11 protein-coding genes are annotated in these 12,413 nt (G+C 71.5%); 6 read left to right on the top strand and 5 right to left on the bottom strand.

Going from position 1 to position 12,413, the window contains the following annotated elements; all coding sequences use genetic code 11:
• Positions 1-119: 119 nt before the first annotated feature.
• The 3 genes from V6U90_RS12730 to V6U90_RS12720 all read right to left on the bottom strand — a co-directional run bounded on the left by V6U90_RS12730 (position 120) and on the right by V6U90_RS12720 (position 3,358).
• Positions 120-1,808, bottom strand: coding sequence for an acyl-CoA mutase large subunit family protein (locus V6U90_RS12730; protein WP_334434856.1), 1,689 nt, complete (start codon positions 1,806-1,808; stop codon positions 120-122).
• A gap of 97 nt (positions 1,809-1,905) precedes the next feature.
• Positions 1,906-2,319, bottom strand: coding sequence for an Asp23/Gls24 family envelope stress response protein (locus V6U90_RS12725; RefSeq protein WP_334434854.1), 414 nt, complete (start codon positions 2,317-2,319; stop codon positions 1,906-1,908).
• Positions 2,320-2,341: 22 nt separating this feature from the next.
• Positions 2,342-3,358, bottom strand: a complete 1,017-nt coding sequence (locus tag V6U90_RS12720) for a GlxA family transcriptional regulator (protein ID WP_334434851.1) — start codon at positions 3,356-3,358, stop codon at positions 2,342-2,344.
• A 142-nt stretch (positions 3,359-3,500) separates the two neighbouring features.
• On the opposite strand from V6U90_RS12720, the gene V6U90_RS12715 reads away from it, so the two are divergent.
• Both V6U90_RS12715 and V6U90_RS12710 read left to right on the top strand, forming a co-directional pair.
• Positions 3,501-3,932, top strand: a complete 432-nt coding sequence (locus V6U90_RS12715) for a nuclear transport factor 2 family protein (RefSeq protein ID WP_334434848.1) — start codon at positions 3,501-3,503, stop codon at positions 3,930-3,932.
• Between the two features lie 27 nt (positions 3,933-3,959).
• A complete protein-coding gene (locus V6U90_RS12710) occupies positions 3,960-4,940 on the top strand; it encodes an NADPH:quinone reductase (RefSeq protein WP_334434846.1) in 981 nt (326 codons plus the stop codon).
• Positions 4,941-5,028: 88 nt separating this feature from the next.
• On the opposite strand, the gene meaB is transcribed toward V6U90_RS12710, so the two are convergent.
• The gene (gene meaB / locus V6U90_RS12705; RefSeq protein ID WP_334434899.1) at positions 5,029-5,964 is read right to left on the bottom strand and encodes a methylmalonyl Co-A mutase-associated GTPase MeaB; all 936 of its coding nucleotides are present in this window, start codon (positions 5,962-5,964) and stop codon (positions 5,029-5,031) included.
• 146 nt (positions 5,965-6,110) lie between these two features.
• Positions 6,111-7,310 carry an acetyl-CoA C-acetyltransferase gene (locus V6U90_RS12700; RefSeq protein ID WP_334434843.1) on the bottom strand — a complete coding sequence of 400 codons (1,200 nt, stop codon included), beginning with the start codon at positions 7,308-7,310 and terminating at the stop codon, positions 6,111-6,113.
• A 62-nt stretch (positions 7,311-7,372) separates the two neighbouring features.
• Between V6U90_RS12700 and mce the strand changes: the two genes are divergently transcribed.
• The 4 genes from mce (at position 7,373) to V6U90_RS12680 (ending at position 12,361) form a co-directional block, all read left to right on the top strand.
• Positions 7,373-7,843, top strand: a complete 471-nt coding sequence (mce, locus tag V6U90_RS12695) for a methylmalonyl-CoA epimerase (RefSeq protein ID WP_334434840.1) — start codon at positions 7,373-7,375, stop codon at positions 7,841-7,843.
• A gap of 172 nt (positions 7,844-8,015) precedes the next feature.
• Entirely contained in the window at positions 8,016-8,990 is a 975-nt protein-coding gene (locus V6U90_RS12690; protein ID WP_334434838.1) for a TIGR03621 family F420-dependent LLM class oxidoreductase, read from the top strand.
• 328 nt (positions 8,991-9,318) lie between these two features.
• The gene (gene ccrA / locus V6U90_RS12685; RefSeq protein ID WP_334434835.1) at positions 9,319-10,674 is read left to right on the top strand and encodes a crotonyl-CoA carboxylase/reductase; all 1,356 of its coding nucleotides are present in this window, start codon (positions 9,319-9,321) and stop codon (positions 10,672-10,674) included.
• Positions 10,675-11,098: 424 nt separating this feature from the next.
• Entirely contained in the window at positions 11,099-12,361 is a 1,263-nt protein-coding gene (locus V6U90_RS12680; protein WP_334434833.1) for a cell division protein DivIVA, read from the top strand.
• The last annotated feature ends 52 nt before the right edge of the window (positions 12,362-12,413 follow it).

Raw genomic sequence — 12,413 nt, 5'->3', positions numbered from 1 at the left:
CCCCCGCACAGCGGACAGGTCGACGCAGCCCGCCCGGCAACGCCCGGGAGGGCTGCGGTGTTAAGCAGGGCCCCTTCCTATACCGGAAGCGTTAAGAAGGGGCCCTTCCTTTACGGTGGTCAGAAGCGGGCGGGCTCGCGGTAGACGCCCCACTCGGCGCGCAGCGCGTTGCAGATCTCGCCGAGGGTGGCCTCGGCGCGGACCGCGTCGAGCATCGCCGGGATCATGTTCCCCCCGGTCCGGCTCACCTCGACCATGCGCGTGACGGCGGCCTGCACCGCGGCCTCGTCCCGGCCGGCCTTCCGCTCGGCGAGCACCCGGCGCTGCTCCACCTCCACCTCGTGCGAGATGCGCAGGATCTCCAGCTCCTTGGCGACCGTGCCGGTGTGGCAGTTCACCCCGACGATCTTCTTGTCGCCCTTCTCCAGCGCCTGCTGGTAGACGAAGGCCGACTCGGCGATGTGGCCGGTGAACCAGCCGTCCTCGATGCCACGCAGGATGCCGGAGGTCATCGGGCCGATCTCGTGCGGGCCCTCACCGCCGAGCTGCCGGATCCGGGCGAAGATCTCCTCCGCCTCGGCCTCGATCTTGTCGGTGAGCGCCTCGACGTACCACGAGCCGCCCAGCGGGTCGGCCACGTTGGTCACCCCGGTCTCCTCCATCAGCACCTGCTGGGTACGCAGGGCGATCTCGGCGGACTCGTCGGTGGGCAGGGCGAGGGTCTCGTCGAGGGCGTTGGTGTGCAGCGAGTTGGTCCCGCCGAGCACCGCCGCCAGGGCCTCCACGGCGGTGCGTACCACGTTGTTGACCGGCTGCTGGGCGGTCAGCGAGACCCCGGCGGTCTGGGTGTGGAACCGCAGCCAGAGCGCCTTCTCGCTGGTCGCGCCGTAAACCTCCTTCAGCCAGCGGGCCCAGATCCGCCGGGCGGCCCGGAACTTGGCGATCTCCTCGAAGAAGTCCACGTGCGAGTCGAAGAAGAAGCTCAGGCCGGGGGCGAAGACGTTCACGTCGAGGCCCCGGGACAGGCCCAGTTCGACGTAGCCGAACCCGTCGGCAAGGGTGTACGCCAACTCCTGCGCGGCGGTCGCGCCGGCCTCCCGGATGTGGTACCCGGAGACCGACAGCGGCTTGTAGCGCGGGATCTCGGCGGCGCAGTACTCCATCAGGTCACCGATCAGGCGCAGGTGCGGCTCGGGGTCGAAGAGCCACTCCTTCTGGGCGATGTACTCCTTGAAGATGTCGGTCTGCAACGTCCCGTCCAGGGTGGACAGATCGGCGCCCTGCCGCTCGGCGGCCACCAGGTACATGCAGAACACCGGCACCGCCGGGCCGGAGATGGTCATCGAGGTGGTCACGCCGGCCAGGTCGATGCCGTCGAAGAGCATCTCCATGTCGGCGGCGGAGTCGATCGCCACCCCGCAGTGCCCGACCTCACCGAGCGCCTGCGGATCGTCGGAGTCCCGTCCCATCAGGGTCGGCATGTCGAAGGCGACGGAGAGCCCGCCGCCACCGGCGCCGAGGATCATCTTGTAGCGCTCGTTGGTCTGCTGGGCGTTGCCGAACCCGGCGAACTGCCGGATCGTCCAGGTCCGGCCGCGGTAGCCGGTCGGGTAGAGGCCCCGGGTGTACGGGTACTCGCCCGGCCAGCCGATCCGGTCGAACCCCGGGTAGGCCACCCCCTCCGGTGGCCCGTAGACCGGGTCGACCGTCATCCCCGACAGCGTGGTGAAGTCGGCTTCCCGCTTGCGGGCGGCATCGTACCGGGCCTGCCAGCGCGCCCGGCCGGCAGCGATCTCGTCGGCGTTCATCCGGGGGGCTCCTCCTCGAGTCCTCGTCTGCCTGTCGAGTCTAGAGCCCCCCCCTGAACGATCGCTAAGGAACTTCGTACCAGCCGGTAACCGCTGGTCAGGCCGACGGGACGGCGGGATCGCCGAGCGCCACGTCGTCGACCCGGATGTTGATCTCGTCGACCCGCAGCCCGTACGCCTCGACCGCCTCGGTCACCCGGACCCGCACCGCGCCGGTCACCTCGGGCACCGACCGGCCCGCCTCGATCACCAGCACCAGGTTGATCACCGCAGCGGCCCCGGTGACATGGGCGGACACGCCCCGCCGGGCGTCACCCACCCGGTCCAGCCCGACCCGGTCCAGCACGGCGTTGAAGAACCGGGCCACGTCTCCGCCGAGGTCGGCGACACCGGGCACCGACCGGGCGGCCAGCACGGCGATCTTCTCGACCACCTCGTCGGAGACCAGGGTCGCCCCACCGGCCACCGCGTCCGGCGTGACCGACATCTCCTGCGTCGCCTCGTCGCTCATTTTCCCGCCCCCAACCGTCGCGTCACCCTGCCGCGCCGGCAGGGCCGTGCGAGCCTACTAGCTGGCCCTGCCGCGCGGGGGCGTTGCCACGGTAGGTGTGCCGGTAGGTGCCCGGCGCGACGCCGACCGCGGCGTGGAGATGCTGGCGCAGGTTGGCTGCGGTACCGAACCCGGCCCGGCGGGCGACGTGGTGCATCGGCAGATCGCTCGTCTCCAGCAGGCGCCGGGCCAGCTCCACGCGCTCCCGGGTCAACCACTGCACCGGCGTCATACCCACCTCCTCCCGGAACCGCCGGCTGAAGGTACGGACGCTGGTCCGGGCGTGCGCGGCCAGTTGGGCGAGGGTGAGCTGCTGATCGAGCCGTTCGAGCGCCCAGGCCCGGGTGTGGCTGGTGGTGGCGGTCGACGGCGCGGGCACCGGACGCTCGATGTACTGCGCCTGGCCGCCGTCCCGCCACGGGGGCACGACACAGCGGCGGGCCACCTGGTTCGCGATCTCGCTGCCGTGGTCCTGGCGGACGAGGTGCAGGCACAGGTCCAGCCCGGCGGCGACACCGGCCGACGTGAGCACGTCGCCGTCGTCGACGAAGAGCACGTCGGCGTTGACCTGCACCCGGGGGAACAGATCCTGGAAGTGCTGCGCACTGCGCCAGTGGGTGGTCGCCGGACGGCCGTCGAGCAGTCCCGCCGCAGCGAGCACGTAGGCGGCGTTGCACACCGAGACGATCCGGGTACCGGGACGGATCAGCGCCAGCGCGGCGGCCAGCGGCGGCGGCAGGATGCCCTGTTCATAGATCGGCCCCTGTGGTGTGGCAGCCGGGATAACGACGGTGTCCGCAGTGGCCAGCACCCGGGCGTCGTGCGCGACCGACACCTCGAAGTCGGCGTCGGTACGCACCGGCCGGCCGTCGACGGTGCAGGTGAGCACGGAATAGAGCGGCTCGTCCCGCGCGTCGCGGGCCACGGTGAAGATCCGTGCCGGGATACCCAGCTCGAACGGGATGACTCCGGGCAGGGCGAGGACGACGACGAGATGCATGGCCAGATTCTTGCACATGTTGGCGATCGGGCCACTTTTCGGCGGTCATTCCCGAACGCATGCTGGTCAGGTGCCCACCGGAGATCACCGCTCCGGAGAACGGCCCGGCCGGGCCGAGCGCCGACAACCAAGGAGAACCCTCATGACCATCACCGATTCCACCACCACCGCCAGCCCGGTCGACGTGCTGAACACCTTCTTCGAGAAGTTGGGCGCCGGTGACCTTCCGGGCCTGCTCGACGTGATCGACGAGAACGTCGACTGGAAGGCCGCTGGTGATCCCCGCGTGCCGTGGACCGGCCAGCGGCACGGCAGGGCGGCGGCCGGCGACTTCCTCGCCTCGCTCGGCCAGTACACCGAACCGGTCTCCTTCACGGTCGACCGTGTCCTCGGCGACGCGGACACCGCCGTGGCCGTGGGCGCATTCGCCCATCGGGTCCTCGGGACCGGCAAGACGTTCGAGAGCGAGTTCGTCATCCAGATCGGCGTCGTCGACGGATGCATCGTCCGGTACCGGATCTTCGAGGACAGCTACGCCGTCGGGCAGGCATTCCTTCCCGACAACCAGGGCTGACGGCGCCCACCGACGCAGGAGGCTGCCATGCACGCTGCCCTCTACCGCCGCCTCGGCGCTGCCCGGGAGGTGCTCACCGTCGAGGAGCTGGACGATCCGGTGCCCGGCGCCGGCGAAGTACGCGTACGGGTGCACGTCTCGGGAGTGAATCCGTCCGACTGGCGCGCCCGCAGACATGGCCGGGGCGGACCCCTCCCGTTTCCGTACCAGGTACCGCACTCCGACGGCGCAGGCGTCATCGACGCGGTCGGTGCGGGGGTCGACGCGGCCCGGGTGGGTCAACGCGTGTGGCTGTGGAACGCCGCGTGGCAACGCCCACACGGTACGGCGGCGCAGTACGTGTGCCTGCCCGCCCGACAGGCGGTGGCCCTGCCCGACCAGGTCAGCTTCACGCAGGCCGCCGGGCTGGGCATCCCCTTCATGACCGCCTGGCACTGCCTGTTCGGCGACGGCCCGATCACCGGCCTACCGGTACTGATCGCGGGTGGTGCCGGGGCGGTGGGCAACGCCGCGGTCCAGCTCGCGCACGCGGCCGGCGCCTTCGTGATCGCCACGGTCAGTTCGCCGGACAAGGCGGCGCTGGCCCGAGCGGCCGGCGCGGACGTGACGGTGGACTACCGGGACGAACGCGCTGTCACGGAGATCCGCGCCGCCGCACCTGACGGGGTGGCCCGGATCGTCGAACTGGCCCTGGGACGGAACATCGCGCTGGATCTCGCCGCCGTGGCGCCTCGCGGAACCATCGTCACCTATGCCCCGGAGTCCGACGGTGAACCATCCGTGCCGGTGCAGCGGTTGATGTGGGACAACATCACCCTGCGGTTCATGCTGGTCTACGCACTTTCCGCCGCCGCGCAGGACGCTGCGGTCCGGGGCGTCAGCCAGGCGATCGAAACCATGCCACCCAGTCCGCTGCCGATCGCCCGCTATCCACTGACCGAAATCGCCACGGCACACGAAGCGGTCGAGGGCGGCATCACCGGCAAGGTACTGATCGACCTTTCCTGAGGGACGATCCGGCGGAACCTGGCCGGTGACGGGTACGGGGTCGACGGTCGACGGTGGCCGGCCTTCGACCCCGCCCACCCGCACGAGGTCAGGAGCCGAGCTGGGACAGGAGTTCCCGGGCTGCCGCGTACGGGTCGAGGCTCCCCTCGGCCACCCGGGCGGCGAGCGCCGGCAGCTCCGTACCGTCGCGCAGCGAGCCGATCCGGCTGCGCAGCTCGCCGAGCGCGATCGCCTCGACCTCGGCGGCGGCCCGCGCCTCCCGGCGGCGGCGCAGCTCGCCGTGCTCGGCCAGCCAGCCCCGGTGCTTGTCGATCGCGGCGGCGATGTCGTCGATCCCCTCGCCCCGGGCGGCGATGGCCCGGACCACCTGCGGGCGCCACTGCCCCGGGCCGCGCTCGCCGAGCGCGATCATGCCCTGGATGTCCCGTACGGTGGCGTCGACCCCGTCCCGGTCGGCCTTGTTGATCACGAAGATGTCGGCGATCTCCAGGATGCCGGCCTTGACCGCCTGGATCGCGTCGCCCATTCCCGGGGCGAGCAGCACCAGCGTGGTGTCGGCCAGCGAGGCGACCTCCACCTCGGCCTGGCCCACCCCGACGGTCTCCACCAGGACGACGTCGCAGCCGGCCCCCTCCAGTACCCGGACCGCCTGCGGGGTGGCTGCGGCGAGCCCGCCGAGGTGGCCCCGGCTGGACATGGACCGGATGTAGACCCCCGGGTCGGTGGCGTGGTCCTGCATCCGGACCCGGTCACCGAGGATCGCCCCACCGGTGAACGGGCTGGACGGGTCGACCGCCAGCACGCCGACCCGGTGTCCGCGTACCCGCAGCGCCCGGACCAGCTCGTTGGTGGTGGTGGACTTACCCACCCCGGGCGAACCGGTCAGACCCACCACCTGGGCCCGCCCGGTGTGCGGGGCGAGCGCCGCCGCCACCTCCGGCAGGATCTCGTCACCCGACTCGACCAGGGTGATCAGCCGGGCCACCGCGCGGGGGTCACCCGCGCGGGCCCGCTCCACCAGCATGGGTACGTCCCGACTGCGCCGGACCGGCACCGCCGCCGGCTCCGGGGCCCGCCGGCCCTCCGGCGTCGCCCGGTCCCCCGCTGCCGCGTCCGGGGCTGCCCCGTCCGGGGCGCGCCGGTCGTCCGGCGCGCCCGTGCCGACCTCGCTCACTGCTCGCCTTCGCCGCCGCCCGGAACATGGATGATCAGGGCGTCACCCTGGCCGCCACCACCGCAGAGCGCCGCCGCACCCGTGCCGCCGCCCCGCCGCTTCAGCTCGAAGGCCAGGCTGAGCACCAGCCGCGCACCGGACATGCCGATCGGGTGGCCGAGCGCGATCGCCCCGCCGTTGACGTTCACGATGTCCGGGCTGACACCGAGGTCCCGGGTGGACTGGATGCCGACCTGGGCGAACGCCTCGTTGATCTCGATCAGGTCGAGATCGGAGAGGCTCAGCCCGCCCTTGCGCAGGGCGTGCTGGATGGCGTTGGCCGGCTGCGAGTGCAGCGAGTTGTCCGGCCCGGCCACGTTGCCGTGTGCGCCGATCTCCGCCAGCCAGGCCAGCCCCAACTCCTTGGCCTTGGCCTTGCTCATCACCACCACGGCGGCGGCGCCGTCGGAGATCGGCGAGGAGGTGCCGGCGGTGATCGTCCCGTCCTTCGCGAACGCCGGACGCAGCCTGGCCAGCGACTCCGGCGTGGTGTCCGGCCGGATCCCCTCGTCCTCCGCGATGACCAGCGGGTCACCCTTGCGCTGCGGGATGACCACCGGGGTGATCTCGTCGGCGAACGCGCCGTTCTTCTGCGCGGCGGCGGCCCGCTGGTGGCTGGTCGCCGCGAAGATGTCCTGCTCCTGACGGGTGATGCCCAGGGTGGCGCCGTGCCGCTCGGTGGACTCCCCCATCGAGCAGCAGTCCCACGCGTCGGTGAGCCCGTCCAGCGCCATGTGGTCCTTGATGACCACGTCGCCGTACTTGTAGCCGGCCCGCTGGCCGAGCAGCAGGTGCGGGGCGTTGGTCATCGACTCCATGCCGCCGGCCACCACGATGTCGAACTCGCCAGCCCGGATGAGTTGGTCGGCCAGGGCGATCGCATCCAGGCCGGAGAGGCAGACCTTGTTGATGGTCAGCGCCGGCACGGACATCGGGACACCGGCCTCGACCGCCGCCTGCCGGGCCGGAATCTGACCGGCACCGGCCTGGAGCACCTGGCCCATGATCACGTACTGCACCTGGTCCGGTGCGACGCCGGCCCGCTCCAGGGCGGCGGCGATCGCCACCCCGCCGAGCTTGGTCGCCGGGAGGTCCTTGAGGTTGCCCAGCAGGCGCCCCATCGGGGTCCGTGCGCCGCTGACGATCACCGAAGCCATGTACCTGCCTCCGAGGGGGTGCCGACCGTACGCCTTAACGATTGTTCGGTCAGACTAGCGCCATGGCTGACAACTCCCCCGCGGAGCCCGCTGCCGACTTCGTCACAGGCATCGGGCTGCGCCGCATCGACCACGTCGGGATCGCGGTCGCCGACCTGGACGCCGCCATCGAGTTCTACCAGCGGGTGTTCGGGATGCGCTGCGTACACACCGAGACCAACACCGAGCAGGGCGTCCGGGAGGCGATGCTGGCCGTCGGGCCGACCGCCGAGGGCGGCTGCGTGCAACTGCTCGCCCCGCTGGATTCCGGGTCGACCATCGCGAAGTTCCTCGACCGCAACGGGCCGGGGGTGCAACAGGTGGCGTACACCGTCGAGGACATCGACGCGGCGTGCGCGGCGCTGCGGGAGCGGGGCATGCGGCTGCTCTACGAGACCCCCAAGCGGGGCACCGCCGACTCCCGGATCAACTTCGTGCACCCGAAGGACGCCGGCGGTGTCCTGGTCGAACTGGTCGAACCCGCCAAGGCGTAAGGAAGGGGTGCAAGGAAGGGCCCCCGCTTAACGCTTTCGGTAGAGGAAGGGCCCCCGCTTAACACCTCCGACCGGGCGGAGCAGGCGGTCGACGACGGGGTGGACAGGTACACCTGTCGGAGATCCGACCACGAGGAGTCACCGGCCGGACACGGATGCGTACAGTCGCCGGGTGTTGATCGAGTCGCACACCGCCGACCGGCCGCATCCGTTCCGGTTCACCACGTCGCTGCCACCCCTGGACCGGCCGCCGTCCCGGTGGCGCGACGAGATCCGCCGGATCGAGCAGCTCGGGTTCGACTCGGTCTCCGTCTCGGATCACCTGACCGGCGGCTGGGCGATCGATCCGCTGATCGCACTGACCGTCGCCGCCGAGGTGACCTCCCGGCTGCGGCTACTGACCCTGGTGCTCTGCAACGACTTCCGGCACCCGGTCACGCTGCACCGCTCCCTGGCCAACCTGGAGATCCTCTCCGGCGGCCGGCTGGAGGTCGGCCTCGGGGCCGGCTGGCTACGCGCCGACCACGACGCGGCGGGGCTGCCGTTCGATCCGCCCGGCACCCGGATCGAACGGCTCGGCGAGACGGTGGAGGTGCTGCGCCGCCTCTTCGGACCGGCGCCCGTGACGTTCGCCGGCCGCCACTACCGCCTCTCCGACCTGGACGGCCTGCCGAAGCCGCTCCGCCCCGGCGGGCCACCACTGCTGATCGGGGGCGGCGGTCGGCGGGTCCTGGAGCTGGCCGGACGGAGCGCCGACATCGTCGGCATCAACCCGCGTCTCGGCGCCGGCGTCGACCCGCGTACCGCGATCGCCGAGCTCAGCCCGGAGCGCCTGGAGCAGAAACTGACCTGGGCCCGCGACGCCGCGCGGTCCGCCGGCCGCGCGCCCGACCGGCTGGAGTTCCAACTACGGATGTACGACGTACGGGTCCGGCACGGTGGGGTGGAACATCGCGCCTCGTCCAGTCTCGCCGCGCAGCTCCCCCCGGCGGCGCTGGCCTCCTCCCCCTGCGTACTGCACGGGGACGTCGAGGAGTGCGTGGCCAAACTGCGCGCGCTACGCGACCGGTACGGGGTGAGCTACCTGCACCTGGGCGGGAACGTCGATGCCGCCGCGCCGATCGTGGCCCGGCTCGCCGGCCGGTGAGGTGTTAACAGGGGGCCCTTCCTATACCGAAAACGTTAAGCGGGGGCCCTTCCTTACACCTCAGCGAGCGTGAACGGGTCCGGGAGGTGAGCTGCGCGGACACCTTCACGCACCGGTCAATGCAGTTTTTCACAGAGGGCTTCCACCCTATAACTACCGTTCAGTAACGTCCGGCTCCACGGGCGCCCGGTCGGCGCGGTTGGGTCGGCGCGGTTGTGTCGGCCGCCGACATGGCGGTGGGCCGGCGGGCGCCCCACGATGACGGGCAGCCGCGCACCACCCGGGTGCCGGCCGGCCCGCCTCTGGCGCCCACGAACGGGAGGTCACCGTGCAGGACATCCTTGACGCGATCATGGGGGCGGAGGGGTCCGCGGACCCCGCTCGGGAACTCGCCCGCATCGCCGGGTTGCCGGTTCCCCGGACGTACCGGGGGGTGGTGGTCCGGGCCGAGGACACCGCGATGTTCGACGGGGTGGCCACCCGGGACCGCGATCCCCGCAGGTCACTGCACCTGGCGGAGGTGACGACCCCGGAACTCGGCCCCGGTGAGGCGCTGGTCGCGGTGATGGCCAGCGCGATCAACTACAACACCGTCTGGACGAGCATCTTCGAGCCGCTGCCCACCTTCAAGTTCCTCCAGCGCTACGGGCGGATCTCCGAGCTGACCCGGCGGCACGACCTGCCGTACCACGTGGTCGGCTCGGACGCGGCCGGCGTGGTGCTCCGGGTCGGTCCGGGGGTGACCCGCTGGCAGGCCGGTGACGAGGTGGTGGCGCACTGCCTCTCCGTCGAGTTGGAGGACGCGGCCGGGCACGACGACACCATGCTCGACCCGCAGCAACGGATCTGGGGATTCGAGACCAACTTCGGCGGCCTGGCCGAGCTGGCCGTGGTCAAGGCCAACCAGCTGATGCCGAAGCCCCGCCACCTGAGCTGGGAGGAGGCGGCAAGCCCCGGGCTGGTCAACTCCACCGCGTACCGGCAGCTCGTCTCGCACCACGGGGCGAACATGAAGCAGGGTGACGTCGTCCTCATCTGGGGGGCGTCCGGTGGGCTCGGCAGCTACGCCACACAGATGGCCTTGAACGGCGGGGCCATCCCGGTCTGTGTGGTCTCCTCCCCGGACAAGGCCGAGCTGTGCCGGCGGATGGGCGCCGAACTGGTCATCGACCGGGTTGCGGAGGGCTTCCGGTTCTGGTCGGACGAGGAGACCCAGAACCCGGACGAGTGGCGCCGCTTCGGTGAGCGGATCCGGGAGCTGACCGGCGGCGAGGACCCGGACATCGTCTTCGAGCACCCGGGCCGGGAGACCTTCGGCGCCAGTGTCTACGTCGCCAAGCGTGGCGGCACCATCGTCACCTGCGCCTCCACCAGCGGTTACCTGCACCAGTACGACAACCGGTACCTCTGGATGCACCTGAAGCGGATCGTCGGCAGCCACTTCGCCAACTACCGGGAGGCATGGGAGGCCAACCGGCTGGTGGCCCTCGGCCGGGTCCACCCGACCGTCTCCCGCACCTATCCACTGGAGCAGACCGGTCAGGCCGCCTACGAGGTGCACCGCAACGCCCACCAGGGCAAGGTGGGCGTCCGCTGCCTGGCCCCCGACGACGGCCTCGGGGTACGCGATCCGGAGTTGCGGGCCCGGCACAAGTCGGCGATCAACCGGTTCCGCGGGCAGTAACCCGACCGACGCCAGTCGCCCGACGCCCGGCGCCAGGTGCCCGACGCCGGGCACCCATGCCGGACGCCAGACGCCCAGCCGGACGCCAGGTGCCCGACGCCCGGCGCCAGGTGCTCCGCCGACCGTCCGGGCCGGACGCCCGGATCATCACCGTCAGCGATCCTTTCCGCTGATGTGGCAATGCCTTTCAGCCGGACCATTCAGGGGTATTTCCGGCCCGGTGCGACGTACCAGGAAAGGGCTGCGGGATGCCCCCCGCAGCCCTTTTCCCGGCCTGGTGGAGCGCCGGCTCCGGCGGGTCGGAGCTGCCAAGATCGCCGGCCGGGTAGACCGCCGGCAGGCCGAGAGTTGACCATGTAAAGAGGACGCGAAAGCCACGTACCGCTCTTGCGAAGCACCCCGGTGTGTCTGCAAGTATGTGCCAATGCCCCAGCAGCAGTCCTCCCCTCTTGCGTTCTTCGATAACGCGAACACGCAGCCGGACTTCACCGTCGCCCTGCGCGGATACGACCGCGAGCAGGTCAACAGCCACCTCGGTCGACTGACCGCCGCACTCACCCAGTCCGAGCAGGCCCGCGCCGAGGCTGAGCAGCGGATGAACGACGCCCAGCGTCGGCTCCGTCAGGCCGAGCAGCGGCTCGCCGCGGTGGAGCAGAAGCTCGCCGACACCAACAAGCAGCTCGAAGAGAACAACCGGCCCACCCTCTCCGGCCTGGGTACCCGGGTCGAGCAGATCCTGCGGTTGGCCGAGGAGCAGGCCAACGACCACCGCAACGAGGCCAAGCGCGAGTCCGAGGGCATCCTCTCCGCCGCCCGGCTGGAGGCCCGCGAGATCACCGACAAGGCCCGGGCCGAGGCAGCAGCGATGAAGGCCACCGCCGAGCGGGAGGCCGGCTCGGTGCGTACCGCCGCCGAGCGGGAGGCCGCCGAGGTCCGGGTGCAGGCCCGCCGCGAGGCGGACACCCTCCGGGCCGACGCCGAGCGCGAGACCAAGCAGCTCCGTACGGTCACCGCGCACGAGGTGGCCGAGTTGAAGTCGACCGTCGAGCGGGAGGTCGCCACGCTGCGTGCCACCGCCGAGCGGGAGATCACCCAGCAGCGCGCCAAGGCGGCCCGGGAGGCCGAGGAGAAGCGCGCCGAGGCGACGAAGCTGCTCACCGACGCCCGGGACAAGCGCGACAAGGATCTCCAGGCGCTGGAGTTGCAGCTCGCCGAGCGGCGGGAGAAGGCCGAGCGCGAGGAGTCCGAGCGGCACGCCGCCCAGGTGGCCCAGACGCAGAAGCTGGTCGGTGAGGCCGAGCAGCGGGCCCGCGCCGCGCAGGAGCGCGCGAAGGAGATCGAGCAGCGCGCCGAGGCCCGCCGGGTGGAGTCGGAGCGCAACGCCACCGAGACCATTGAGAAGGCCAAGGCCCTCGCCGAGAAGACCCTCGCCGAGGCGAAGGCCGAGTCGCAGCGCCTGCTCAACGAGGCGCGCACCGAGGCTGAACTGACCACCAACGCCGCCCGGCGTGAGGTGGAGGATCTGACCCGCCAGAAGGACGCGGTCACCTCGCAGCTCGGTCAGATGCTCTCCGGGCTGGCCGGGATCGTGCCGGGCGTGCCCAGTTCGGCACCGGCCGCCAAGCCGGAGGCGAAGAAGTCCGAGGGCGACGGCTCGGAGGACCGGGTCGGCGCCGACGCAAGCTGATCGGGACATCGACGGATCCGGTTCAGATCAGGGCCGGAGGGGCAGGTAGTGA

The sequence above is a fragment of the Micromonospora sp. CPCC 206060 genome, assembly GCF_036906895.1.
Lineage (GTDB): Bacteria > Actinomycetota > Actinomycetes > Mycobacteriales > Micromonosporaceae > Micromonospora.
This window is presented reverse-complemented; position numbering and strand designations above follow the sequence as displayed.